Source organism: Kineosporia sp. A_224, from assembly GCF_002198655.1.
GTDB lineage: Bacteria > Actinomycetota > Actinomycetes > Actinomycetales > Kineosporiaceae > R-H-3.
On record NZ_MWLN01000192.1, the window covers coordinates 1 to 24,216 of the forward strand.

The window sequence follows — 24,216 nt, forward strand, 5'->3', positions numbered from 1 at the left end:
CTGGGCACCGACCTGTGGTCCGACCCGACGGCGACCCCGAGCGCCCCCGTGGTCGTGGACGTCGCCGCGGACCTCGTCGTCAACGGGAGGGGCGCCGAGCGCGTCCTGACCCTCTCGGGCACGCTCGCGGGCGAGACCCGGCACGCCGCACTGCTCGCGGCGCTCGAGGCCTGGTCGCCGAAGACCCGCGTCGACGACAACCTCGTCGTCGTCCCGGACGCGCAGCCCGGACCCGACGTCGCCCGGGCCTGGCCGACCTTCCTGCGGCTCGCCGGCCGCGCGGCGTCCGGTCTCACCGACCGCGGCCGGCTGCACATCGGCGCCGACGGCCTCAGGGTCTCCGGGCTCACGTCGTCCGAGGCCGCGTCGACCGCGATGGGCGACCTCGCCGACGAGGCCGACGCCCGCGGCATCGCCGTCCGCAGCACGGTCACCGGGCCGGTGACCCAGGCGCGCGCCAGGCTCTCGGGGGTCAAGGGGCTGCGCGGGGTGTCGTTCACGCACGGCTCGGAGCGCCTCACCGACGCCTCCAAGAAGTCCCTGACCGCCGCCGCGAAGATCATCAAGGCGATGCCGGCCGGGGTCGTCGTCGAGATCGAGGGTTTCACCGACAACAAGGGTGACGCCAAGCTCAACCAGCGGCTGAGCCAGCGCCGGGCGAACGAGGTCAAGAAGTTCCTCGTGAGCAAGGGCGTGCCGGCGAAGCGGCTGTCCGCCGAAGGCCTGGGGGAGAAGAAGCCGAAGGCGTCGAACACGACGGCCAAGGGCCGGGCCGCCAACAGGCGGATCGAGTTCGTGGTCAAGGAAAGCTGAGGGGACATGGTTTTCTTCCTCGAGAAGACGTGGCTGTGGTGGGTGCTCACGGCCCTCGTCGCCACGCTGCTCACCTGGCTCGTCCTGCGCTGGCAGGACCGCCGCGCCGGTGCCCGTCCCGCTGCGGACGGCGCACCCGTCGGGGCTGCGGTCGCGGCGTCGGCGGGCGGGCCGGCCGAGCGCCCGGCGACGTCCCCCGCGGCGCCCCAGCCGGGGACGACGGGCAGCGGCACCCGCTCGGTCCTCACGCCCGCGCGCGGGCTGTCGCTGCGCGGCCTCGTGGGGGGTGACCCGGAGGTCGTCGCGCTGCGCGCCGAGGTGGAGGCCCTGCGCCGCAAGGCGGACGAGGGCGAGATGCTCCGCACCCAGATGGTCTCCGTGCGGGTCGACGCCGACCGGACGAAGGGCCTCGAGGAGGAGGTGCGGCTCCTGCGGCTGCGTCTGGAGGGCGAGGACGGCCAGGTCGCCGTGCTCAAGCGCCGGATCGCGCTGCTCGAGGCCGAGGCCTCCCGGGTGCCGGACCTCGAGCGCGAGCTCGCCCGGGCCGGCCGCGCGACGACGACCCGCACGCTCGGCCAGGTCGTCCAGCAGGCGGCCGGCCTCACCGAGGACGCGCTGCCGCCTGCACCCGTCTCACCCGCCGTCGGGCTGACCATGCCGGACGCCGCGACGCCCGCCTCGACGACCCCCGCGCCCGCGACTCCCGCGCAGGCCGCCCCGACCGCGTCCGCGGGGACCGGCCACGCCGGTGCGGTCGCGCTCGCCGAGGCACCGGCGCCCGACCTCGACGCGGGCCGCCGGGTGCTCGGCGTCCCGGTGCGGCTCGACGACCTCAAGCTCGTCGAGGGTGTCGGTCCGAAGATCGAGCAGCTCCTGCACGCCGACGACATCCGCACGTGGCGCGACCTCTCGCAGGCCGGGGTCGACCGGCTCCGCCGGGTGCTCGAGGACGCGGGCCCGCGCTACCAGCTCCACGACCCGGGCACGTGGCCGCAGCAGGCCGAGCTCCTCGCCCGCGGGGCGTGGGAGGAGTTCCAGACGCTCACCGAGTCGCTCAAGGGCGGCCGGGCCTGAGCCGCGTCGACGCACGGCGTACGAACGGGTCGGGCGCTCGGCGCCCGGCCCGTTCGCTCGTGATGACGACCGCGACCCCGAGCACCGCGACGGCACCGCCGACGAGCACGGACGGCGTCGGCTGCTCGTCGATGACGACCCAGCCGAGGAGCACCGCGACGACCGGGTTGACGTAGGCGTACGTCGAGACGAGCTGCAGCGGCGCGTGGTCGAGCAGCCAGAAGAACGCCGTGTAGGCGACGAGCGACCCGACGAACGTCAGGTAGGCCAGGGCGACCCAGCCCTCGGCGTCGACGTCCGCGGGCCGGAACCCGTGCAGCTCACCACGGGTGGTCCCGAGCAGCGCCATCATGACCCCGCCGAGGAGCATCTGGTACGCCGCGGACACCAGGGCATCCGCGGGCCGGTCGAGCCGCGGCGTGAGCAGGGAGCCGGTCGCCCAGCCGAGCGTCCCGAGCACGACGAGCCCGACGCCCCACCAGGCGACGTCGGCCGGGTGGCCGCCCGGCCGCGCGAGGACCGCCGTCCCGGTGAAGCCCACGACGGTGCCGAGCCACGTCATCGGCCGGGTCCGCACGCCGGCCACGAGCGCACCGAGGACGACGACCCACAGCGGCATCGTCGACACGAGCAGGGCGGCCAGTCCGCTCGGGACCGTCTGCTCCGCGACGGCGACGAAACCGTTGCCCACGACGAGGAACAGCAGGCCCGCCAGCGCGAGGGAGCCGCACTGCCGACGGGTCACCCGGACGGCGGCACGGCCCGATCGGCCGACGAGCACCGCCAGGAGGATGACGCCGGCTGTCGAGAAACGGACCCCCATCGCGACGAGCGGCGGCAGCCCCGCGACGACCACGACGCGGATCCCGAGGTACGTGGAGCCCCAGACGAGGTACACCGCGAGCAGCGCGGCCGTCACCCGGACGGCGGACGCCGCCGCGGGGCGGGGTGACGCAGCGTCGACCACGTCTCGTCCTTTCGTGGGGTTCGGGGCCGCAGGCCTGCCGCCCGCGCCGGGCCGAGCCTAGGCTCGGCGCGTACGCCGGGGGGCGGTCCGGACCTGGTCCGGGCACGGGTCGGGGCACGGTCCGGGCAGCGGGCCGTCGGTCACCCCCTCACCCGTCAGGGTGTCGCTCCTTCAGTCGCATTCGGCGTGCGTCGATACCACACGTAGGCGCGGTGCCATGTGGCGCACCCTGCGGGACGAGTGAGGAAGCGATGGCGAGCAGGACGGTCCGGGAGGCGGCCCCCAGCGGGCGCGTCGTCGGCGTCGTCGTGCCCACCTTCCTCACGGCCGCGGTCGCGAGCGGCTCGGCGCTCGCCCTCGTCCTCACCGGCAGCGTGACGATCGGTGGCCTCGGCGCCCCGCTGGTCGGGCCCGGCGGCGGTGGGTCGGCCGCGGCGCTGCCCCGGGTGCAGGCACCCGTCGGGGTCTCTGCCCCGGCGACGCCCGGGGTGCGGCCCCGGGCGACACCCCGGGCGACCCCGACGGCGGCCCCGGACGACGAGGACGACGACGCGGTCGCCGTCCCGGTGACCTTCCGCCGCCCCCCGGCCCCGGTGCCGACGACGGCGCCGGTCCCGCGGACGACGCAGCCGCCCGACCCCTCGCCGTCGCCGAGCGACGTCCCGACGCCCGTGCCGACCACGACGGACGGCGGGGTGGGCGCCGGGGAGGACGGGCACCACGGCTCGGGCGACGACGACCACGACGACGACGGTGACCACGATGGTGCCCNGACCACGACGACGACCACGACGACGACGGGGGCGTCGACGGGCACCCGGCCCGCGGCCCCAAGGCCTGCGGCGTGGTCCGCCCGGCCGGGCACCAGCGCAGCACCTGCCCCTCGCCGGTGCGGGACCGCCGGCACCGGGACGGCGGCCCCGAGGGCGACGGCGCCGACCGCGGGGGCCCGCGGCGGGACGACCCGAAGCGGTCCGGCGACACGCGGCCGGACGACAGGAAGCGCGACGGCAAGAGCTCGGACCGCAAGAGCTCGGACCAGAAGGGCTCGGACCGCTCCGGCCACCACGCGGATCGGCGGCACGGGTGACCGTCGTGCTCGCGGCAGGTCGCGGGGGTTGCCCCGGTCGGTAGGTTGGCGCTGTGCTGTCCGCAGCAGCACACGGCGACCGCACAGCCCACCAGGCGACGGCGGTAGCCATCCCGACGTGCCGTGCGCGGAGACCCCGCAGCGGCCCGACCGTTGGAGCGCCTGTGACCGTACCCGTCGTCGGAGGGCCCGGGGGCCGGCCCCCGCAGCCCCCGCTCGTCCAGCTGCTCACGCCTGAGGGCGAGCGCGTCGAGCACCCCGACTACAGCATCGACGTCACCCCGGACGAGCTGCGCGCGTTCTACCGCGACCTCGTCCTCGTCCGCCGGGTCGACGCCGAGGCGACCGCCCTCCAGCGCCAGGGCGAGCTCGGCCTCTGGGCGAGCCTGCTCGGCCAGGAGGCCGCGCAGGTCGGCTCCGCCCGTGCGCTCGCGCCGCAGGACTACGTCTTCCCCACCTACCGCGAGCACGGGGTCGCCTGGTGCCGCGACGTCGACCCGGTGACCCTGCTCGGGCTCTACCGCGGGGTCAACCTCGGCGGCTGGGACCCGGCCGAGCACAACTTCCACCTCTACACGATCGTCATCGGCTCGCAGACGCTGCACGCGACCGGCTACGCGATGGGCGTCCAGCGCGACGGCGCGGTCGGCACCGGGGACCCCGCGCGGGACACCGCCGTCATCGCGTACTTCGGGGACGGCGCGACGTCCCAGGGCGACGTCAACGAGGCGTTCGTCTTCGCCAGCGTCAACAACGCCCCGGTCGTCTTCTTCTGCCAGAACAACCAGTGGGCGATCTCGGAGCCCAACGAGCGCCAGACCCGGGTGCCGCTCTACCAGCGCGCCGCGGGGTTCGGGTTCCCCGGCCTGCGCGTCGACGGCAACGACGTGCTCGCCGTCCACGCGGTGACGAGGGCGGCGCTCGACCGGGCGCGCCGGGGCGAGGGCCCGACGTTCGTCGAGGCGTTCACCTACCGGATGGGGGCGCACACGACGTCCGACGACCCGACCCGCTACCGGATCGAGGCCGAGGTCGAGGAGTGGAAGCTCAAGGACCCGATCGCGCGCGTCAAGGCGCTGCTCGCCCGGACCGGTCAGGCCGGCGAGGAGTTCTTCGCCGCGGTCGAGGCCGAGGCCGACCGGCTCGCCGAGCACGTCCGCAGCGAGTGCCTCGCGATGCCCGACCCGGAGCCGGTGTCGATGTTCGACCACGCCTACCGGGACCCGCACCCGCTCGTCGCCGAGGAACGGGCGTGGTTCGCGGAGTACCACGCAGGCTTCGAGCAGTCCGGCGTCGACGAGTCGGGCCTCGCCGCTGCCGCGCAGGCGCAGCGATGAGCCCGCGGACGACGACGATCGCCAAGGCGGTCAACGAGGGCCTGCGCCGGGCGATGGAGGACGACCCGAAGGTGCTCGTCATGGGCGAGGACGTCGGCCGGCTCGGCGGGGTCTTCCGGGTCACCGACGGGCTGCAGAAGGACTTCGGCGAGGACCGCGTCATCGACACCCCGCTCGCGGAGAGCGGCATCATCGGGACGGCGATCGGCCTGGCGCTGCGCGGGTACCGGCCGGTCTGCGAGATCCAGTTCGACGGGTTCATCTACCCGGCCTACGACCAGATCGTCTCCCAGCTCGCGAAGATGGGCTACCGCTCGGGCGGGAAGCTCAGCCTGCCGGTGGTCGTCCGGGTGCCGTACGGCGGCGGGATCGGTGCCGTCGAGCACCATTCGGAGAGCCCCGAGGCGTACTTCGCGCACACCGCGGGGCTGCGGGTCGTCACGTGCTCGAACCCGGCCGACGCGTACTTCATGACGCAGCAGGCGATCCGCAGCGACGACCCGGTCATGGTCTTCGAGCCCAAGCGCCGCTACTGGGACAAGGGCGAGCTCGACCCGGCCGCGGAGCCGCTGCCGCTGCACGCCGCGCGGGTCGCCCGGGCCGGCACCGACGTCACCGTCGCCGCCTACGGGCCGATGGTGCGCACGGTGCTCGAGGCGGCGACGGCGGCCGAGGCGGAGGGGCGCAGCCTCGAGGTCGTCGACCTGCGCTCGCTCTCCCCGCTCGACCTGGACACCCTCGTCGCGTCCGTCGAGCGCACCCGGCGGCTCGTGGTCGTCCACGAGGCGCCGACGTTCCTCGGGCTCGGGGCGGAGATCGCGGCCCGGGTCACCGAGCGCTGCTTCTACCACCTGGAGGCACCGGTGCTGCGGGTCGGCGGGTTCCACCTGCCGTACCCGGCGAGCCGGCTCGAGGAGGAGTACCTGCCCGACCTCGACCGCGTGCTCGACGCCGTCGACCGCGCGCTGGCGTTCTGAGAGGAGCGGATTCATGGCCGACACCCGTCAGGCTGACATCAAGCACTTCCGGCTCCCGGACGCCGGCGAGGGCCTCACCGAGGCCGACATCGTGCAGTGGAAGGTCGCCGTCGGCGACACCGTGAAGGTCAACGACCCGATCGTCGAGATCGAGACGGCGAAGTCGCTCGTCGAGCTGCCCTGCCCGTTCGCGGGCGTCGTCACCGCGCTGCTCGTCGCCGAGGGGGCCACGGTCGAGGTCGGCACGCCGATCATCGCGGTCGACACCGCGCCCGGGGGGCCAGAACCGGCTCCGGCGACGGAACCGGTGACCGGCGCCAACGGCCGGACCGCCGTGCTCGTCGGCTACGGCCCGCGGACGACGTCCGCCGCCCGCCGGCCGCGCCGGGCCGCTGCCGCGCTGCAGCAGTCGGTGACCGTCGCACCGGACACCGTCGCGGCGCGGCCGGAATCTGTCGCGGCGCAGCCGGAATCGGTTGCGGCGCAGCCGGCACCCGCGCACGCGCTCGCGAAGCCGCCGGTCCGGCTGCTCGCCAAGCAGCTGGGCGTCGACCTGACGACGCTCGCGCCGTCCGGGCCTGGCGGGGTCGTCACCCGCGAGGACGTCGAGCAGGCCGCGCGCCCGACCGGGACGGCGTCCGGCGTCGCGACGCACCACGTCACGGCGCACCAGGTCACGACGGTCGAGCGGGAGACCCGGATCCCGGTCAAGGGCGTCCGCAGGCTCACCGCCGACGCGATGGTGACCTCGGCGTTCACGGCCCCGCACGTCACCGAGTGGGTGCAGGTGGACGTGTCCCGCACGATGAAGCTCGTCGGGCGGCTGCGCGCCGACCGTGCGTTCGAGGGCGTCAAGGTGAGCCCGCTGCTCGTCGTCGCGAAGGCGCTCCTCGTCGCGGTGCAGAGGCATCCCGGCGTCAACGCCGCGTGGGACGAGGCGTCGCGCGAGATCGTCGTCAAGCACTACGTGAACCTCGGCATCGCCGCGGCGACCCCGCGCGGTCTCGTCGTCCCGAACGTCAAGGACGCCGACCGGCTCGGGCTGCGCGACCTCGCCGTCGCGCTCAACGCGCTCGCGGCGACCGCCCGCGAGGGCCGCACACCGCCCGCCGACCTCGCCGGCGGCACGGTGACGATCACGAACGTCGGCGTCTTCGGCGTCGACGCCGGCACGCCCATCCTCAACCCCGGCGAGGCGGCGATCCTCGCGGTCGGGCAGATCCGCCGGATGCCCTGGGTGCACAAGGGAAAGGTGCGGCCGCGCTGGGTGACCACCCTCGCGCTGAGCTTCGACCACCGGATGGTCGACGGCGACCTCGGGAGCCGTGCGCTCGCCGAGGTCGCCGCCGTCCTCGAGGATCCGGTGCGGGCGCTCTGGTGAGCCCGCCGCAGGTCCGGCGGGCTCAGGCCGTGACGAGGGCGTCGACCTGGTTGAGGGCGAGCGTGATGCCCTCGATCACGCCCATCCCGAGCAGCTTGTCCATGTCCTCGGCCGAGTCGTAGCTGCTCGTCAGGGTCATGACGGTGCCGCCCGCGTCGTCGGCGACGAGCGTGACGCGCGTCCTCGAGACGGGCATGTCGGTGTTCGGCCGGCCGCCGTCGTCGGCGAAGCCGTCCTCGAACTCGAGGGAGTGCGGGGCGTCGACGGCGGTCACCCGCCAGAAGCCGTGGTACTTCGCGCCCTCCGGCCCGGTCATGAAGTACCGGATGTCGCCGCCGGGTGTCAGGTCGTGGTCGGTGACGGTGGCAGGGTAGGTCGGCGGCCCCCACCAGCGCTCGAGGAGCCGCGGGTCCGCCCAGACCTGCCACACCCGCTCGACGGGTGCGGTGAAGCGGTTCGTGAGGACCAGTGCGAGGTTCTCGGTCTCCTTGCGGACGTCGGTCACGGTCATTGCGAAGTCTCCTGTTCTTGCGGTGCAACGGATCCGGTCTGTGGTCCGGTGCCGGTGGCACCGGTGAGGAGGGCGTCGATCCGGTCCATCCGGCCGACCCAGGTCTGCGCGAGCCCGTCGAGCAGCCGGTGCACCTCCTGCAACGCCTCCGGGTTGCCGCGGACGCGTCGCTCGCGGCCCTGCCGCTGCTTGACGACGAGCCCGGCCGCCTCGAGGACCGCCACGTGCTTCTGGACGGCCGCGAAGCTCATCGGGAACCGCTGCGCCAGCTCGGAGACGGAGTGGTCCCCGCGCAGGGTGAGCGCGACGATCTCGCGCCGGGTCGCGTCCGCCAGCGCGTGGAACAGCCGGTCGGTGCGCTCCGCAGGTTCCTGACGTACAACCATTGAGTTGTACGTTAGTGGCGGCGGGCGCGCCCCGCAAGCCTGCCGGTCAGCCGTCCAGCGCCTGCGCGAAGGCTGCGGGGTCGTCGCCCCACGGGAAGTGCCCGGCGCCCGGGACGACGACGAGCGTCGCGTCCCGGAACAGCCCGGCGTACTCGGCGGCGCACCGCGGCGGCAGCGCGACGTCGTGCTCGCCGGCGACGAGGAGCACCGGCACCTCGAGCCGGGCGAGCGCGTCCCGGGTGGCCGCGGGGTCCGGCACCTCGGCGTAGTACTCGTCGGCGGCGGCCTCGTTGCGCAGCAGGGTCTCCCGCTCGACCCTGGCGCGGGCGGCGTCGTCCCAGCGGCCGTGCACGAACGGCGTGATCGCCGTCCAGTCGTCGTCGGACGCCGTCCCGGCCCAGACCCGCTCGAACGCGGCGTACGCGTCGGCGAACCACGGCTCCGCCCTCCGCTGCTCCGCGACCGCCCGCCGGTCGGCGTCGGTGATCTCCAGGCCGACGACCCGCGGGCTCGGGCAGACGAGCACGAGCCGCTCGACGTGCCCGGGGTGGCGTGCGGCGTGGAGCAGCGCGACGGCGGCTCCCGCCGAGTGCGCGAGCAGCCCGACCCGCTCGAGCCCGAGGTGCCCGCGCAGCGCCTCGACGTCGTCGACCTGCCGGTCGCAGCGGTAGCTGCCCGCGTCGTCCGGCACCGCGGAGTCGCCGGTGCCGCGCAGGTCGAGCATCGCGTACGAGACGTGCGGGGTCACCGCGACGAGGTCGTCGAGGTACGAGGACGCCTGCATGGGACCACCGGGGACGACGACGACCGGCGGACCGCCGCCGATCCGTCGGTAGGCGAGGCGCGTGCCGTCCGGAGCGTCGATGAAGGGCATCCACCGACCCTAGGGGCGTCGCGCCGCCGGACCACCGCAGGCTCACCCGGTCGCGACCACCGCATCCGCCCGCCGCCGGACGACCCGGTCCCGCAGCGGCCCCGCCTGCGGCACGAGCAGGCCGCCGACGACGAGCGCGCTCCCGGCGAGCGAGAGCGCCGGGACCCGCTCGCCGAGCGCGAGCCACGCGGTGAGCAGCCCGACCGGCGGCACGAGCATCGTGAACGGGGCGACGAGCGAGGCCGGGTAGCGGCCCATGAGCATCGACCACGTGCCGAAGCCGAAGACCGTCGCGAGCACGGTGAGGTACGCCAGGGCCAGGACGCCCGGCCCGTCGATGCCGGCGACGGCGGCCACCAGGTGGCTCGGACCGGTCTGCACGGCCGCGGCGACGAGGAGCACCGGGGCGGCGACGACACTGCCCCACACGACGAGCCCGAAGCCCTGCGTGGCACCCGACGCCCGCGCGACGAGGTTGCCGCACGCCCACGAGAGCCCGGCCGCCAGCGCCAGGACGAACGCGAGCGCCGGGGACGCCGCACCGATCTCGGCGGACCGGAACCGGTCGACGCCGATGAGCACGAGCCCGGCCGACGCGACGACGACGCCGAGCACCTGCGGGCGCGACGGCCGCTCCCCGAGGACCACGGCGGCGAGCAGCACCGTGAACACCGCCTGGCACTGCAGGACGACGGCCGCGAGCCCCGGCGACAGGCCGAGGTCCATCGCGGTGAAGAGCAGCCCGAACTGGCCGACGTACAGCGTGAGCCCGAGCGCCACGAGGCGCGGGGCCGACAGGTCCGGCCGCGGCACGAACCAGGCGCAGGCCGCGGCGACGAGCACGAACCGCAGCGCGGCGAGGAGCAGTGGCGGCGTCGACGCGAGACCGACGTGGATGACGACGAAGTTGACCCCCCACACCACGGCGACGAGGACGGCGGCGGTGACGTGGCGGGGCGACATGGCCCCAGCCTGCCGCCCCGGAGCCGTAACGAACAGCACCGGTCCGTTTTGGCGGCCTGAAGCGTTGCTTACCGGTCCGGACGGCGGCCCGGCACGGATACTGCTGCCATGGACGCCATGGACCTCAACCCGGTGCGCGCCCGGTGCTTCCTCGAGGTCGTCGAGCGCGGCACGGTCGCGGCCGCCGCCCGGGCCCTCGGGTACACCGCGCCCGCCGTCTCGCAGCAGGTCGCCAAGCTCGAGCGCTCGCTCGGGGTGCCGCTCTTCGACCGCGTCTCGGGACGGCTGCGGCCGACCCCGGCCGGGACGGCGCTCGTGCCGCACGTGTACGCCGTCCTCGACGCCCTGGAGTCCGGCGCCGACTCCGCGCGGACGGCGGCCCGCACGAGCCGGCAGGCGGTCGGCGTCGCGGCGTTCCCGTCGGCGCTCGTGCACCTCGTCGCGCCGGTGGCCGGCGCCGGCTCCGCCCCGGTCGGCCGGGTCGTCGAGGCCGAGGACGACGCCGCGCTGCGCGACCTCTCGCTCGGGCACGTCGACGTCGCGGTCGTCCAGGAGCACAGCCACCAGCGCTACGAGCGCGACCCGCGGTTCCAGCACCACAGGCTGTTCCGGGACCCGCTCGACCTCATCGTCCCGCCGGGCACGCCGCCGCCGGCCCGGCTCGCGGACACCGCCGACCTGCCCTGGGTCGTCAGCGGGGCGGGGTCGCCCTGCCGGGTGTCGACCGACCAGGCCTGGCACGCCGCCGGGATCGCCCCGCGGGTCGCCGCCGAGGCCTACGAGCTCGCGAGCCTCGCCGGGCTCGTCGCGTGCGGGGTCGGGGTGGCCCTGCTGCCCCGGATGGGCCTGCCCGACGACCTGCGCGGCGCCCGGGTCGCCGCCGGGGCCTCACCCGTCGTCCGCACCCTGTTCGCCGTCACCCGGCGGACGTACAGCCGCGGTGCCGTCGCCGAGGTCGTCACCGCCCTGCGGGTGCAGGCGCGGGTCGTCGCGGCCCGCGAGGTCGAGCGCTGGACGGCGTGACCGGAGCGGATCGCCGTCCGACGCGGCCGGCCGGTGGTGGCCCGCACCCATCGTGATGAGCGAGGATCGCAGCGTCATGTCGAACAGCCACCGCTCCCGCCGCCGGCGCATGCTCGTCCCGGTCACCGTCGTGGTGGCCCTGCTCGCCGGGGCCGGGGTGGTCGCCCGGGTGCAGGGCTGGCCGCCGTTCGGTGGCTCCGCCGGTGCGGTGCAGGCGACGCCGTCCGCGCCGGGCACGACGTCCGCCTCGACGGACCCGACCGTGACCGCTCCGTCGGCGCCGCGGTCGGGCGGCACGAGCCGGCTGTCGATCACGCCGCGCAGCCGCCCGGTGCTCGTCGCGGCGGTCGGGGACATCGCGTGCTCCCCGGGGTCGCCCGCGTTCAACCGCGGCCGCGGCCGGGGGAACGAGTGCCGCCAGCAGGCGGTCGCGGACCTCGTCGTCGCCCGGCGGCCCGCGGCGTTCTTCGCGCTCGGCGACACCCAGTACGACAACGGCACCCTCGCGGCCTACCAGGCCTCGTACGACAAGGCGTTCGGCCGCCTGCTGCCGATCACCCGCCCCGTCGTCGGCAACCACGAGTACCGCACGCCCGGTGCGGCCGGGTACTGGGACTACTTCGGCGGCCGCGCCGGCCCCCGCGGGAAGGGCTGGTACTCCTTCGACATCGGCACCTGGCACGTCGTCGCGCTCAACGCGAACTGCGACGTCGTCTCGTGCGCCCCCGGCTCGGAGCAGGAGCGCTGGCTGCGCGCGGACCTGTCCGCGCACAAGACCCGCTGCACCCTCGCGATGTGGCACCAGCCGCGGTGGAGCAGCGGCTCCGAGCACGGCGACAGCACGAAGGCCGTCGCCCTGGTGCGGGCGCTCTACGACCACCGGGTCGACGTGCTGCTCTCGGGCCACGACCACGACTACGAGCGGTTCGCGCCGCAGGACCCGGACGGCGGCCTCGACCGGGCGCGCGGCGTCCGCCAGTTCGTCGTGGGCGGCGGGGGCAAGAACCTGCGGACGATGACCGGCGAGAAGAACACCGAGGCGAAGAACGCGTCGACGTTCGGCGCGCTGTTCCTCTCGCTCGGCCCGGGCTCGTACTCGTGGAAGTACACCGCGGCCTACGGCGGCAGCTACAGCGACGCGGGGACGACGGCCTGCCACTGAGCGTCCGGTCGCCCGGCCCGGGCCCGACGCGCCGCCCCGACTTGTCGTCGCCGCCCACCGAGCGCAGGCTTACGCCTCATGAACCTGCTCCCCGAGGCCGCCGGCCCGATGTGGACCTTCCTCGCCGGCCGGCACCTCGGCACCCTCGCGACGATCAAGCGGGACGGCCGCCCGCAGCTGTCGACGGTCAGCTTCGTCTACGACCCGGGCACCCGGTCCGTCTCCGCGTCGGTGACCGACGGCCGCGCGAAGACCGCGAACCTGCGGCGCGACCCGCGGGCCAGCCTGCACGCGGCGTCCGAGGACGGCTGGACCTACGTCGTCGCCGAGGGCACCGCCGAGCTCTCGCCCGTCGCGCAGGCCACGGACGACGAGACCGTCGACGCGCTCGTCAACCTCTACCACGCGCTGCGGGGCGACCACCCGGACTGGGCCGAGTTCCGGCAGGCGATGGTCGACGAGGGCCGCCTCGTGCTCCGGATCCACGTCGACCGGGTCTACGGGATGGTGTGAGACCGGAGGCCGTCAGGCCTCCGGTCCGCCGCTCAGGCCGCGGGCTGCGGCGTCCGGACCCGCTCCAGCCAGGCCATCGCCGGCGTCGCCGCGACCCCGTGCACGAGCACGGAGAGCACGATCGTGAAGGTGACCGTCGACCACAGCACGCGGTCGACGTCCCCGAAGTCGGCGTGCCCGAGCGCGTAGGCGAGGTAGTAGACCGAGCCCACGCCGCGTACCCCGAAGAACGCCGTGACGGCGCGCTCGCGCGGGCCGAGGGCGCCGTCGGCGACCCGGTCCTCGCGGGCGCCGCCGAGCAGCGAGACCCAGGCCGTGAGCGGCCGGACGACGGCGACGAGCAGCACGGCGACGGCCGCCCCCGGCCAGGTGAGGTTCGCCAGGAGCCCGTCGGTGAGGGCGACCCCGAGGAGCAGCAGCACGACGAGCGTGAGCAGCCGCTCGAGCCGCTCGACGACCTGGTGCATGAGCGCGTGGTACTCGTGGCCGCGCTCGGCGCTGCGCAGCGCGAGGGCCCCGGTGAACACCGCGAGGAAGCCGTAGCCGCCGAGCACCTCCGCGACGCCGTAGGTCAGCACCGTCGCCGCGAGCGCGAGCAGCGGCTCGCCGGTCTCCGCGAGCCGCAGCGACCGGCGCGGCGCCCGGAACGCGACCCGGGCGAGAACGAGCCCGCACAGGGCGCCGACGACGGCGCCGATCGCGACCTTGCCGACGAGCTCCCAGGCGAGCCAGTGCCACCACCAGGTCCCGAGGCCGCCGCCCGCGGCGAGCATCGCGGCCTGCACGAAGGGGAACGCGAGGCCGTCGTTGAGGCCGGCCTCGCTCGTCAGCGCGAACCGCACCTCGTCGTCCTCGTCGACCTCCCCGGCACCGTCGGCCTCCTCGGTCGGGCCCTCGACCTGGACGTCCGCGGCGAGCACCGGGTCGGTCGGGGCCATGACCGCGCCGAGCAGCAGCGCCGCGGCCGGGGCGAGGCCCATGACCACCCAGCCGAGCAGCGCGCCGCCGGCGATCGACAGCGGCATGCCGATCGCGAGCAGGCGCCAGGCCGGCGACCAGGAGCGCCACGACGTCCACGACCGCCATCGCAGCGGCCGGTCGATCGCGAGGCCGGCACCCATGAGCGCGACGAGCACCGCGAACTCCGTGAGGTGCTCGGTGAGGGCGAGGTGGTCGACCGGCGACACCCGCTCGCCGCCGGGGGCGGGCAGCAGGCCGATGAGCGCGCCGACCGTCACGAGCACGATCGGGGCGGACAGTGCGGCCCCGCGCAGCGCCGCCGGCAGCACGACACCGAGGAGGAGGGCGAGACCGCCTACGAGGTAGACCACGTCGGCGCTCACCCGCTCATGGTCTGCGCTCGGCTGCACACCCGCACCGCCACCCGTCCTCTGGCGGGTCGAGCACGTCAGAACACGATCTTGGGGTGGTTCTCCCGCCAGAGGACGGGTGGGCAAGAGTGCAGAACCCGCCAGAGGACGTCAGCCGGTCACAGCGGCCGAGCCCGCCGGCGCGAACCCGGGCACGGTGCTGCCGAGCCAGCCGAGCGCCTGCGGCAGGAGGGTCCGCCACACGCCGATCCGGTGCCCGGCGTGCTTGAGGACGACGGACCGCACCGACATCGGCGGCCGGGCGGCGCGCAGCAGCGCCGTGCTCGAGGCGTACGAGAGCCGGTCGGCGTGCGAGGTCTCGAGCCACAGCGCGACGGGCGGTGCCGCCCGCCCGGCGAGCGCGACGAGGTCGTACCGGCGGGCCTGCGGGCCGGTCGGCGGGAACGGCGGCGGCCCGGTGAACTCGGGGCGGAAGTAGCCGCCCATGACGACGGCGGCACCGAACCGCTGCGGGTGCAGCATCGTCGTCATCGCCGAGCACCACCCGCCCGCCGACAGCCCGATCGTCGCCCACGCCCGCCGGTCGGGCACGACCCGGAAGTGCTGCTGCACCCAGGCCGGGACGTCCTGGCTCACCCACGTCTCGAGCGCGTGCCCCGGCCCGCCGTCGACGCACTCGGTGTCCTCGCCCGGCGGGATCTCCAGCACCGGCGACACGACGAGCGTCTGGCCGAGCCGGCCCGCCGCGGTGGCGGCGTCCAGCGCCGCGGGCAGGTGCATGGTGCCGATCCACTGGGCGGCGCTGCCCGGGTAGCCGGAGAAGGTCTCGAGCACGGGGTAGGCCCGGCCGGTGGCACCCGGGTCGCGGTAGGACGGCGGCAGGTCGACGAGCACCTCGCCGGTGAGCCCGCTGCGCGCCCCGGTCACGGTGTACGTGAGCACCCGGCCGCCGGGGCCCTGGCCGGGCGGCAGCGGCGGCAGCGCCCGCGCGGGTGCCGCGGTCGTCACCGGGCCCCGGCCGAAGGCGACGGACGGCGCCGCGCCGCCGGTCGCGGTCGTGGCGGCCGCGCCGGCACCGAGCGCGCCCGCGAGGTCGGTCCAGTCGGCGAAGAACCCGAACTGGTCGTTGAGGAGGACCGCGACGACGAGCAGCACGGTGACGTCCGACAGCAGGAGCAGGCCGGTGCGGGACGCCACCTTCGTGGCGCCGCGCGCCGCGAACCGCGGCCAGAGCGCGACCGTCCCGGCGAGGGCGGCGACGGCGGCCAGGAGGGCGAGGAGCACCACAGCAGGACCGGTCAACGACATGGTGCTCACGCTCTTCTCGGACGGGGCTCACAGGAAGCGGGGTTACGGTCGCGGGGATGGCTGGGACCCGACGCGGCCGCCGGAGCGCACGGGCAGGTCGCCCCTCGACGTCCGCGTACGCCGTCGTGCTCGCGGCGGTGGTCCTCGTCGCCGGGCTCGTCGGCTGGGCGGACGCCGGCGCGCCCGCCGGGCGCACGTCCGTGGCAGCGTCCGGCGGGCCGTCCGCCGCCACGTCTCCTGGTGCGGCCACCGGCGGTGCCCCGGCCCCGTGGCACGTCGTCGGGATCGGCGACTCGGTGACGTCCGGGCACGGCTGCGACTGCGACCTCGTCGCCGACTACGCCCGGCTCACGGCCGCGGCCACGCACCGCACCGTGACGTCGGAGAACCTCGGTGTCGACGGCCAGACCTCCGCCGGGCTCCTCGACGCGCTCGCGGACGGCGGCCCCGAGACCGGCGAGGTGAGCCGCGCGGACGTCGTCCTCGTGACGATCGGGGCGAACGACCTCGCGGACGGCCTCGCGCGGTGGCAGGACGGCGCCTGTTCGGGCGAGGCCTGCTTCACCGGCGCGGTGGCGGGGGTCCGGCAGCGGGTCGGGCAGGTCGTGGACCGGGTCCGGGCGCTGCGCGCGGGCCGCCCGACGCTCGTCCTCGTGACGGACTACTGGAACGTCTTCGAGGACGGCACGCGCGCCGTCCGCGACCACGGCCGGGACTACCTCGACCTGGCGCGGACCGCGACCGACGCCGCGGGCGCCGCGATCTGCGCGGGCGCCCGGGCGGGCGGTGCGACGTGCGTCGACCTCGTCGGCCCGTTCCGGGCGGCGGACGGCGGGGTCGACGACCTGCTCCAGGACGACGGCGACCACCCCGACGGCGACGGCCACGCGCTCATCGCCCGGACCCTCGCCGCGGCCGGCTGGGGCCCCCTCCTGCGCTGACGCCGTCCCGCCCGTGCGTGCGCCCGGACCGCGGAACGCCCCTTGCCGGAACCCCACCGACCTGGTGAGGTTCGAGCCATGAGCGTCAGCACCGAGCCCCGGACCCTGCCGATCCTCGACCTGAGCCGCTTCCGGGCCGGGGACGCGGAGCGGGAGGCGTTCCTCGCGGACGTCCGGCACGCGGCGCACGACGTCGGCTTCTTCTTCGTCACCGGTCACGGGGTGCCCGCCGCGGTGACCGACGGCGTCATGGCCGCCGCGCACGCGTTCTTCGCCCTCCCCGCCGACGCCAAGCTCGCGATCGAGAACGTGCACTCGCGGCAGTTCCGCGGCTACACCCGGGTCGGCTCCGAGGTCACGGCCGGCTCCGCCGACCAGCGCGAGGTGCTCGACGTCGGTCCCGAGCGCCCGCCGCTCGACCTCGGCCCGGACGACCCGGCGTACCTCGGGCTCGTCGGCCCGAACCTCTGGCCGGGCGCGATGCCGTCGCTGCGGCCCGCCGTCCTCGACTGGCTCGCCGAGGCCGACCGGGTCATGCGCGAGGTGCTCCGGGTGCTCGCGGCGGCCCTCGGCCAGCCCGAGACGTACTTCGACACGTGGTTCGACGAGGAGGCGTGGCGCAACCTCAAGCTCGTCCGCTACCCCGGGCGCGACACCGTCGAGACCGACCAGGGCGTCGGCGCGCACAAGGACTACGGCTACCTCGCGCTGCTCCTCCAGGACGACCTCGGGGGCCTGCAGGTCGAGGCGCTCGACGGTGACTGGATCGACGCGACCCCGGTGCCCGGTGCGTTCGTCGTCAACATCGGCGAGATGCTCGAGATCGCGACCCAGGGCTACCTGCGGGCCACGAAGCACCGGGTCGTCAGCCCGCCCGCCGGCCGCGACCGGTTCAGCGTGCCCGCGTTCCTCGGCCCGCGCCTCGACGCCGTCGTCGACCCGCTCACCCTGCCCGCCGACCTCGCGGCGCAGGCCCGCGGCGTCGAGGCCGAGAGCCACAACGTGATCGTGCCGCACTTCGGCGAGAACACCCTGCGCGGCTGGATGCGCTCGCACCCGCGGATCGTGGCGCGCTGGTGGGACGGCGTGACGCCGCCGGCCTGACGTCCGGCCCGCCCACTGCCCCGGCCGACGGGGCCCCACGAGTGCACCCACATGCGGACGATGCGCCCGCTTCCTGACAGTCGCCTGGGCCTCGCCTGGGCGTTGCCTCGGGGCGAGGTGAGCCCGTCCTCTGGTGGGTTCTCGACCTCAAAAGTGCGTTCTGAGGTGCATGACCCACCAGAGGACGGCGCGGGAAGTGCTTGATCGCCGGGCATACCGGGTATACCTTCAGGTGTTGGCATACCGGGTATGCATCGAAGGAGGGGACGATGTCGATCCGGCACAGCCTGCTCTCGCTCCTGGCGGAGGGGGACCGTCACGGGTACCAGCTCCGCCAGGAGTTCGAGGCGCGCACCGGCGGCACCTGGCCGGTGAACATCGGGCAGGTCTACACGACGCTCGGCCGGCTGTGCCGCGACGGCCTCGCCGAGGAGGTCGGCAAGCAGGACGACGGCTCGGTCACCTACCGGATCACCCCGGCCGGCAAGGCCGAGGTGGACACCTGGTGGAGCCGCCCGGTGCCGCGCGCCGCGCCCGACCGGGACGAGACGTCGATCAAGGTCGCGCTCGCCCTGAGTTCGCCGGGGGTCGACGTCCTCGCCGTCCTCGAGACCGAGCGCGAGGAGATCCTGCGCGCGCTCCAGGCCTACACGCGGGCCAAGACCCGGATCCCGGACCACCCGACGGGCGGCGAGCTCGCCCGCCTGCTCGTGCTCGACCAGCAGATCTTCACCGCCGAGGCGCAGGCCCGGTGGCTCGACCACTGCGAGCAGCGGCTCGCGGCCACCACCCAGGGGAGTGCTCGATGACGGAGCAGACAACAGGGGACCTGCTGCGCATGACGGACGCCGGCCGCGTCCACCACGCCGGCACGCCCACCGAGGTGCACGCGCTGAGGTCCTTCTCGCTCGCGGTCGCGCCCGGTGAGCTCGTCGCCGTCATGGGCCCGTCGGGTTCGGGCAAGTCGACCGTGCTGCATCTCGCGGGCGGGCTCGACGTCCCGACGTCCGGCGAGGTCGTCCTCGACGGGGTCTCGCTCGGCGGGCTCTCCGTGCGCAAGCGGGCCGCCCTGCGCCGCCGGGCCGTGGGCTACGTCTTCCAGGACCTCAACCTCGTGCCGGCGCTCACCGCCGTCGAGAACGTCATGCTGCCGCGCGAGCTGGACGGCGTCCCGACGGCGACCGCCCGCGCCGAGGCGCTCGCGGCGCTCGACGAGGTCGACATCGCCGACCTCGGCGACCGCTTCCCCGAGGAGCTCTCCGGGGGCCAGCAGCAGCGCGTCGCGATCGCCCGCGCCCTCGTCGGCCCGCGCCGCCTCGTGCTCGCCGACGAACCGACCGGGGCGCTCGACTCGCTCGCGGGCGAGGCGGTCATGAAGGTGCTGCGGGCCCGGGTGGACGCCGGTGCCGCAGGCCTGCTCGTCACGCACGACGCGCAGCACGCGGCCTGGGCGGACCGGGTCGTCCGGCTGCGCGACGGCTTCGTCGTCGGGACGACCGGGGAGCTCGTGCACGGCGTCGGCGAGGCGCCGGCCGGCGTCACCGGGCGTGTCGTCGGGGGGCACCGGTGAGCCGCTGGCGCGCCGTCCTGCGGCTCGCCGCGCGGGACGCGCGACGCGGGCTCGGTCGCAGCAGCCTCGTCGCGCTCATGGTGCTCGTGCCGGTGCTCCTGGCCACCGTCGGGTCCGTCGCCGCGCGGTCGGCCGAGCTCGACCCGCAGGACGTCGTCCGGGAGCGGCTGGGGACCGGCGCCGTCCAGGCCCGCGTCTTCGGCGGTTTCGACGGCAACGCCGCGGAGCAGAACCTCACCGGGGAGAGCCTGAGCGGCTGGGGCGAGGAGGCGCTGCCGACCTCCGAGGTCGAGCGCCGGCTGCGCGAGGTCGTCGGGACGAGGAACCGGCTCGTCCCGCAGAACAACGGTCCGAGGCAGGTCCTCGTCCTCGGTGAACGGATCGTCCGCACCGACGTCGCCGAGCTGGACGTGAGGGCCCTCGGCGCCGGTGCGCCGGTGACGATCGCGACAGGACGGGCACCGGTCACGGACGACGAGGTGCTCGTCAGGGCCTCGGCCGGCGGAAGCACCGTGGTCCCCGAGGGGGCACGGTTCACGTTCCTCGACGGGACCCGGGTCTTCACCGTGGTCGGCACCTACCGGGCCAGCGACCCGTTCGGCCTCGCCGAGGTCGTCGGCCGTCCGGGGGCGCTCGTCGACCCGCGCTCGCTCGAGACCGGCCCCTTCTCCGGCGCCTCCCCCCGTGGCTGGTTCGTCGTGGGCCCGGACCCGGTCTCCTGGGCGCAGGTCCAGCAGGTCAACGCGTTCGGGGGCTTCGTGCTGAGCCGCGCGGCCGTCGCGGAGGACCCGGCGATCGCCCCTGAGCTCGTCGGTGGCGGGTTCGGCCCGGACACCGAGGCGATCGTCACCGTCGGCGTCGTCATCGCCCTGGTCCTGCTCCAGATCATGCTCATGGTCGGCCCGGCGATCGCCGTCGGCGCCCGGCGCAACGAGCGCCTCCTGGCCGTCGTCGGCGCCTCCGGCGGTGCCCCGCGGCACCTGGCCGGGGTGGTCCTCGCCGGTGCCGCGGTGGTCGGCCTGCTCGGCAGCCTCGCCGGTGCTGCCCTCGGCGCCGGTGCCGGCGCGGTGGTCGTGCGGCTGTACGCCGCCTACCTCGGCGAGGCAGTACCGCGGGTCGACGTCCACGCGGCCGACCTCACCGGCCTCGTGCTCGTCGGCACGTTGACCGCCGTCGTCGCCGCCGGGCTTCCCGCCCTCCGGGTCTCCCGGCTCGCCCGCTGGGCCCCGGTCAGCGCCCGGTTCGCCCTGCGGGACGCCGCCCGGCAGCGCAGCCGCACCGTCCCCGCGCTCGCCGCGACGGTGGCCGCGGTCGCGGCTGCCTCGGCGGTCCTCGTCCTCGGTGCGAGCCAGGCGGAGGCCGACGCCCGGTCCTACCGTCAGCAGGCCGCGGTGGGCACCGGGTGGGTCCAGGTCGGCAGCGGTGGCCTCGACGCGCCACGGGACCAGGCGGGCCGGGTCGCGACCGCTCTGCGGGAGAGCCTCGGCGTCCGGGACGTCGTGTACGGGTACGGCGCCGGGTCGACGACGGACACTGAGCTGTACCGGTACGTGAACGTGCTGCTCCCCGAGGTGTGCCTGCCGACCCGGGGCTGCTCGCAGACCGGGTACCGGGTGCTCTTCGTGGACCCGGCCGCAGCCTCGGTCATCGCCCCTGACTCCGACCGGGTCGGCGCCGCCCTCGCCGCGGGCAGCGTCGTCGTCTTCGACGCCCAGGTCCTCGACCGCGACGGCCGGCTCCCGCTGACCGTGACGTTGGACGACGGCGCCACCGCGCCGGTCACGACACCGGTACCCGCGCTGCTCGTCGACGGCCCGCAGCGGCTGGACTTCGTGCTCGCACCGCGCGCGCTGGCCGAGCGTCTCGGGGTCGAGCTCGTGCCCGAGACGGCCTACGTGCGCCCTGCGGCCGCGCCGACCCCGCTGCAGCTCGCCCGGCTCGACCTCGCGCTGGCACGGATCGAGACGGACCTGTCCTACGCCGTCGAGACGCCCCGGGAGCGGTCCGGTGACGAGGAGGTGTTCCTCGTCTTCGGTGCGCTCGCCGTGCTCGTGGCGCTCGCCGGGACCTTCATCGCCGTCGGGCTCGCCGCCGCCGACGCGCGGCCCGACCTCGGCACCCTGGCCGCCGTGGGCGCGGACCCGTCGGTCCGGCGCCGGATCGGGGCCGGACAGGCCGGGGCGATCGCCGTCCCCGGGGCGCTCGTCGGCGGTGCGGCGGGGATCCTCGCCGGGGCGGTCCTCGTCCGGCTCAACAGCGTGTCCGGGAACTACCAGATCGTGGACCTGCACCTCGTCGTGCCTCCCGGACGGACGCTCGCGCTCGTCGTCGCCGTCCCGCTCCTCGCCGTCGCCCTCGGCTGGCTCACGGTCCGCTCCCGGCTGGACGTCGTCCGCCGCCTCGGCGAGTGAGCGTCCTCTGGCGGGATTCGTACTCCAAAACGTCGGTTTGGCGTGCTTAACCCACCAGAGGACGGCGGGGCGAAGGGTGATAGGCATGCCCCGTGACGACGACGCGCCCCTGGGACTGCCCTGAGCTGACTGCCGTGGGGCGGTCGCCGATGCACACGCTCGCGCACCGCACCGAGGACGGCGTCCCGCGACTCGGCCTGGACGGGGTCTGGCGGTTCGAGCTCTTCGGCACGCCCGAGGCCGCGCTCGCCGCGGTTGCCCAGCGGACCGCGGGCGGTGCCGGGGTCGGGGCTCCCGCAGGGCTCGCGACGCACGCCGAGGTGCCGGGCTGCTGGACGATGCAGACGTTCGACGACGTCCACAGCGTCGCCGACCTGCCCTGGTACACGAACGTGCAGATGCCGTGGCCGGACCTGCCGCCGCACCCGCCGGCCGCGAACCCGACGGGCGTCTACGAGCGCGACGTCGACGTCCCGGCCGAGTGGGGCGGGCGCCGCGTCGTCCTGCACGTCGGTGCGGCCGAGTCGGTGCTCCTCGTGAGCGTCGACGGGGTCGAGGTCGGGATCAGCAAGGACTCCCACCTCGCCGCCGAGTTCGACGTGACGGACGTCGTCCGGCCGGGCGGGCGGCACGTGCTGCGGTGCGTCGTCGTCAAGTGGTCCGACGCGACGTTCGTCGAGGACCAGGACCAGTGGTGGCACGGCGGCATCACCCGCCCGGTCTTCCTCTACGCGACCGCGCCGGTGCACCTCGCGGACGTCCGGGTCACTGCCGGGTTGGCTCCGCTCGTGGACGGCGAGCCGCCGGTCGCCGGCCGTGCCCCGGCCGCGACCCGCACCGGGACGCTCCGGGTCGACGTCGACGTCGAGGGCCCGTCCGGCTCGCGGACGTTCGGGTCGGACGGCGTCCCGCCGGGCTGGTCGGTGCAGGCCCGGCTCACGGCACGCACCGACGTCGGCGGGGCCGGCGTGCCCGTCGTCCCGGTGCCGCCGGTCGACGTGCCGGTGCTCGGCTCGTCGGTGCCGCCGTCGGCCCCGGTCGACTCCGGGCCGCGCGAGGAGCGCTCCCCGATCGACCCCGCGTTCGCGATGCGGACCGTCTACGCCAAGGCCTCCGGTGCCCCGATGGACGAGGGCGAGCGGTTCGTCGCGGACGCCGTCCTCGCCGTCCGCCGCCCGCTCGGGATGGGCCGGCTCCGGATGGAGACCCAGGTGCCCGGCGTCGTCCCGTGGTCGGCCGAGGTGCCGGTGCTCTACGAACTCGTCGTCACGCTGCACGACCCGGCCGGCACGGTCGTCGAGACCGCTTCGTACAGAGTCGGTTTCCGCACCGTCGAGGTCGTCGGCCGGGACCTGCTCGTCAACGGCGTCCGGGTCTTCCTGCGCGGTATGAACCGGCACGACTTCGACCCGCTCACGGGCCGGGTCATCAGCGCCGCGACGGCGCGCGAGGACCTGCTCGCGCTCAGGCGGTTCGGCTTCAACGCCGTCCGCACCTCGCACTACCCGAACGACCCGGTGCTCCTCGACCTCGCCGACGAGATCGGCCTGTTCGTCGTCGACGAGGCCGACATCGAGTGCCACGCCTACGCCCATCACGTCGCCGGCGACCCGCGCTACCTCGCCGCGTTCGTCGACCGGGTCTCCCGGATGGTCCGCCGGGACCGCAACCACCCGAGCATCATCCTGTGGTCGCTCGGCAACGAGGCGGGCTACGGCAGCAACCACGACGCCGCCGCGGGCTGGGTCCGCTCGGCCGACCCGAGCCGCCCGCTGCACTACGAGGGCGCGATCATGTTCGACTGGGGCTGGGACCAGACGGCCACCGACATCGCGTGCCCGATGTACCCGCCGATCGACGCGATCGTCGCGCACACGACGTCCGGAACCCAGCGGATGCCGCTCATCATGTGCGAGTACTCGCACGCGATGGGCAACAGCAACGGCAGCCTCGCCGAGTACTGGGCCGCGATCGAGTCCACGCCGGGCCTGCAGGGCGGCTTCGTGTGGGAGATGTGGGACCACGGCATCCTGCAGCCCGCGTCCGGCGGCGCGCCGGTCGGCGTCCAAGGGGCCCGGGCGCTCGCCGCCGCCGAAGCCGTTGACGCGCAAGGCATCTCTGCTGATCTGCACGGGACGGCGCTGCAGCACCGCCGCCCCGGTGTCGCGCCGGCCGGCTACCGGTGGGCCTACGGCGGCGACTTCGGCGAGACGCCGCACGACGGCAACTTCATCACCGACGGCATGGTCTTCCCCGACCGCACGCCCAAGCCCGCGATGTTCGAGCACCGCCAGCTCGCGGCGCCGGTCCGGGTGCGCCCGGGGGAGCGATGGGGTGAGGTCGTCCTGACGAACGCCCAGCACTGGCGCGACCTCTCCCGGCTCGAGGCCGAGTGGGCGCTCTTCGTCGACGGCGGCCAGCGCCGCCCCGCGGTCGCCCGCACCGCGCCGGCGCCGCGAGCTGGCGGTGCTCGAACATCG

21 protein-coding genes are annotated in these 24,216 nt (G+C 75.3%); 14 read left to right on the top strand and 7 right to left on the bottom strand.

The window, feature by feature from the left end; all coding sequences use genetic code 11:
- Both EDJALFJO_RS21825 and EDJALFJO_RS21830 read left to right on the top strand, forming a co-directional pair.
- On the top strand, positions 1 to 813 hold an 813-nt coding region (locus tag EDJALFJO_RS21825), incomplete at its 5' end, for an OmpA family protein (RefSeq protein ID WP_158220521.1).
- A gap of 6 nt (positions 814 to 819) precedes the next feature.
- On the top strand, positions 820 to 1,887 hold the full coding sequence (locus EDJALFJO_RS21830; RefSeq protein WP_088288433.1) for a hypothetical protein: 1,068 nt from the start codon (positions 820 to 822) through the stop codon (positions 1,885 to 1,887).
- Here EDJALFJO_RS21830 and EDJALFJO_RS21835 read toward each other — a convergent pair.
- The gene (locus EDJALFJO_RS21835; protein ID WP_088288434.1) at positions 1,868 to 2,854 is read right to left on the bottom strand and encodes an EamA family transporter; all 987 of its coding nucleotides are present in this window, start codon (positions 2,852 to 2,854) and stop codon (positions 1,868 to 1,870) included. The genes EDJALFJO_RS21830 and EDJALFJO_RS21835 overlap by 20 nt on opposite strands.
- A 1,200-nt stretch (positions 2,855 to 4,054) precedes the next feature.
- Here EDJALFJO_RS21835 and pdhA point away from each other — a divergent pair.
- From pdhA to EDJALFJO_RS21860, 3 genes are read left to right on the top strand one after another with little or no spacing between them, the layout of a single operon-like run.
- Positions 4,055 to 5,281, top strand: coding sequence for a pyruvate dehydrogenase (acetyl-transferring) E1 component subunit alpha (gene pdhA / locus EDJALFJO_RS21850; protein WP_198950538.1), 1,227 nt, complete (start codon positions 4,055 to 4,057; stop codon positions 5,279 to 5,281).
- A complete protein-coding gene (locus EDJALFJO_RS21855; protein ID WP_088288438.1) occupies positions 5,278 to 6,258 on the top strand; it encodes an alpha-ketoacid dehydrogenase subunit beta in 981 nt (326 codons plus the stop codon). The genes pdhA and EDJALFJO_RS21855 overlap by 4 nt, the downstream gene beginning before the upstream one ends.
- A gap of 13 nt (positions 6,259 to 6,271) precedes the next feature.
- Positions 6,272 to 7,639, top strand: a complete 1,368-nt coding sequence (locus EDJALFJO_RS21860; RefSeq protein WP_088288439.1) for a dihydrolipoamide acetyltransferase family protein — start codon at positions 6,272 to 6,274, stop codon at positions 7,637 to 7,639.
- A gap of 22 nt (positions 7,640 to 7,661) precedes the next feature.
- Here EDJALFJO_RS21860 and EDJALFJO_RS21865 read toward each other — a convergent pair whose 3' ends face one another.
- Genes EDJALFJO_RS21865 through EDJALFJO_RS21880 form a run of 4 tightly spaced genes read right to left on the bottom strand, consistent with a single transcriptional unit; the run spans position 7,662 to position 10,373 of the window.
- Positions 7,662 to 8,150: an SRPBCC domain-containing protein gene (locus EDJALFJO_RS21865; protein ID WP_088288440.1), complete on the bottom strand. Its 489-nt coding sequence runs from the start codon at positions 8,148 to 8,150 to the stop codon at positions 7,662 to 7,664.
- Complete coding sequence (locus tag EDJALFJO_RS21870; RefSeq protein ID WP_088288441.1) at positions 8,147 to 8,536, bottom strand: helix-turn-helix transcriptional regulator; 390 nt, start codon at positions 8,534 to 8,536, stop codon at positions 8,147 to 8,149. The genes EDJALFJO_RS21865 and EDJALFJO_RS21870 overlap by 4 nt, the downstream gene beginning before the upstream one ends.
- A gap of 46 nt (positions 8,537 to 8,582) precedes the next feature.
- Entirely contained in the window at positions 8,583 to 9,410 is an 828-nt protein-coding gene (locus EDJALFJO_RS21875; RefSeq protein WP_088288442.1) for an alpha/beta fold hydrolase, read from the bottom strand.
- Positions 9,411 to 9,452: 42 nt separating this feature from the next.
- Positions 9,453 to 10,373, bottom strand: coding sequence for an EamA family transporter (locus EDJALFJO_RS21880; RefSeq protein WP_088288443.1), 921 nt, complete (start codon positions 10,371 to 10,373; stop codon positions 9,453 to 9,455).
- Positions 10,374 to 10,481: 108 nt separating this feature from the next.
- Here EDJALFJO_RS21880 and EDJALFJO_RS21885 point away from each other — a divergent pair, with 108 nt between their 5' ends.
- The 3 genes from EDJALFJO_RS21885 to EDJALFJO_RS21895 all read left to right on the top strand — a co-directional run bounded on the left by EDJALFJO_RS21885 (position 10,482) and on the right by EDJALFJO_RS21895 (position 13,071).
- Positions 10,482 to 11,396: a LysR family transcriptional regulator gene (locus tag EDJALFJO_RS21885; RefSeq protein WP_088288444.1), complete on the top strand. Its 915-nt coding sequence runs from the start codon at positions 10,482 to 10,484 to the stop codon at positions 11,394 to 11,396.
- 76 nt (positions 11,397 to 11,472) lie between these two features.
- Complete coding sequence (locus tag EDJALFJO_RS21890; RefSeq protein WP_158220522.1) at positions 11,473 to 12,558, top strand: metallophosphoesterase; 1,086 nt, start codon at positions 11,473 to 11,475, stop codon at positions 12,556 to 12,558.
- Between the two features lie 78 nt (positions 12,559 to 12,636).
- A complete protein-coding gene (locus EDJALFJO_RS21895) occupies positions 12,637 to 13,071 on the top strand; it encodes a PPOX class F420-dependent oxidoreductase (RefSeq protein ID WP_233149974.1) in 435 nt (144 codons plus the stop codon).
- A gap of 32 nt (positions 13,072 to 13,103) precedes the next feature.
- Here EDJALFJO_RS21895 and EDJALFJO_RS21900 read toward each other — a convergent pair whose 3' ends face one another.
- Positions 13,104 to 14,414, bottom strand: a complete 1,311-nt coding sequence (locus EDJALFJO_RS21900) for a sodium:proton antiporter (RefSeq protein ID WP_088288446.1) — start codon at positions 14,412 to 14,414, stop codon at positions 13,104 to 13,106.
- Between the two features lie 138 nt (positions 14,415 to 14,552).
- Positions 14,553 to 15,710 carry an esterase family protein gene (locus tag EDJALFJO_RS21905; RefSeq protein ID WP_088288447.1) on the bottom strand — a complete coding sequence of 386 codons (1,158 nt, stop codon included), beginning with the start codon at positions 15,708 to 15,710 and terminating at the stop codon, positions 14,553 to 14,555.
- Between the two features lie 56 nt (positions 15,711 to 15,766).
- Here EDJALFJO_RS21905 and EDJALFJO_RS21910 point away from each other — a divergent pair, with 56 nt between their 5' ends.
- From EDJALFJO_RS21910 to EDJALFJO_RS35145, 6 genes are all read left to right on the top strand, one after another.
- Positions 15,767 to 16,651: a GDSL-type esterase/lipase family protein gene (locus EDJALFJO_RS21910; RefSeq protein ID WP_088288448.1), complete on the top strand. Its 885-nt coding sequence runs from the start codon at positions 15,767 to 15,769 to the stop codon at positions 16,649 to 16,651.
- A 78-nt stretch (positions 16,652 to 16,729) separates the two neighbouring features.
- Positions 16,730 to 17,755 carry an isopenicillin N synthase family oxygenase gene (locus EDJALFJO_RS21915; RefSeq protein WP_088288449.1) on the top strand — a complete coding sequence of 342 codons (1,026 nt, stop codon included), beginning with the start codon at positions 16,730 to 16,732 and terminating at the stop codon, positions 17,753 to 17,755.
- Between the two features lie 269 nt (positions 17,756 to 18,024).
- A complete protein-coding gene (locus tag EDJALFJO_RS21920) occupies positions 18,025 to 18,564 on the top strand; it encodes a PadR family transcriptional regulator (protein ID WP_088288450.1) in 540 nt (179 codons plus the stop codon).
- The gene (locus tag EDJALFJO_RS21925) at positions 18,561 to 19,325 is read left to right on the top strand and encodes an ABC transporter ATP-binding protein (protein ID WP_088288451.1); all 765 of its coding nucleotides are present in this window, start codon (positions 18,561 to 18,563) and stop codon (positions 19,323 to 19,325) included. The genes EDJALFJO_RS21920 and EDJALFJO_RS21925 overlap by 4 nt, the downstream gene beginning before the upstream one ends.
- Positions 19,322 to 21,736: an FtsX-like permease family protein gene (locus EDJALFJO_RS21930; protein WP_088288452.1), complete on the top strand. Its 2,415-nt coding sequence runs from the start codon at positions 19,322 to 19,324 to the stop codon at positions 21,734 to 21,736. Before EDJALFJO_RS21925 ends, EDJALFJO_RS21930 begins: the two co-directional genes overlap by 4 nt.
- A 92-nt stretch (positions 21,737 to 21,828) precedes the next feature.
- Positions 21,829 to 24,216, top strand: a 2,388-nt coding sequence (locus EDJALFJO_RS35145; RefSeq protein WP_304441289.1) for a glycoside hydrolase family 2 TIM barrel-domain containing protein, incomplete at its 3' end; no start/stop codon positions are given.

Coding starts and splice junctions, on each gene's coding strand:
- EDJALFJO_RS21830 (WP_088288433.1), top strand. CDS start 820: ATGGTTTTCTTCCTCGAGAAGACGTGGCTGTGGTGGGTGCTCACGGCC.
- EDJALFJO_RS21855 (WP_088288438.1), top strand. CDS start 5,278: ATGAGCCCGCGGACGACGACGATCGCCAAGGCGGTCAACGAGGGCCTG.
- EDJALFJO_RS21860 (WP_088288439.1), top strand. CDS start 6,272: ATGGCCGACACCCGTCAGGCTGACATCAAGCACTTCCGGCTCCCGGAC.
- EDJALFJO_RS21865 (WP_088288440.1), bottom strand. CDS start 8,150: ATGACCGTGACCGACGTCCGCAAGGAGACCGAGAACCTCGCACTGGTC.
- EDJALFJO_RS21870 (WP_088288441.1), bottom strand. CDS start 8,536: ATGGTTGTACGTCAGGAACCTGCGGAGCGCACCGACCGGCTGTTCCAC.
- EDJALFJO_RS21875 (WP_088288442.1), bottom strand. CDS start 9,410: ATGCCCTTCATCGACGCTCCGGACGGCACGCGCCTCGCCTACCGACGG.
- EDJALFJO_RS21880 (WP_088288443.1), bottom strand. CDS start 10,373: ATGTCGCCCCGCCACGTCACCGCCGCCGTCCTCGTCGCCGTGGTGTGG.
- EDJALFJO_RS21885 (WP_088288444.1), top strand. CDS start 10,482: ATGGACGCCATGGACCTCAACCCGGTGCGCGCCCGGTGCTTCCTCGAG.
- EDJALFJO_RS21890 (WP_158220522.1), top strand. CDS start 11,473: ATGTCGAACAGCCACCGCTCCCGCCGCCGGCGCATGCTCGTCCCGGTC.
- EDJALFJO_RS21895 (WP_233149974.1), top strand. CDS start 12,637: ATGAACCTGCTCCCCGAGGCCGCCGGCCCGATGTGGACCTTCCTCGCC.
- EDJALFJO_RS21905 (WP_088288447.1), bottom strand. CDS start 15,710: ATGTCGTTGACCGGTCCTGCTGTGGTGCTCCTCGCCCTCCTGGCCGCC.
- EDJALFJO_RS21910 (WP_088288448.1), top strand. CDS start 15,767: ATGGCTGGGACCCGACGCGGCCGCCGGAGCGCACGGGCAGGTCGCCCC.
- EDJALFJO_RS21915 (WP_088288449.1), top strand. CDS start 16,730: ATGAGCGTCAGCACCGAGCCCCGGACCCTGCCGATCCTCGACCTGAGC.
- EDJALFJO_RS21920 (WP_088288450.1), top strand. CDS start 18,025: ATGTCGATCCGGCACAGCCTGCTCTCGCTCCTGGCGGAGGGGGACCGT.
- EDJALFJO_RS21925 (WP_088288451.1), top strand. CDS start 18,561: ATGACGGAGCAGACAACAGGGGACCTGCTGCGCATGACGGACGCCGGC.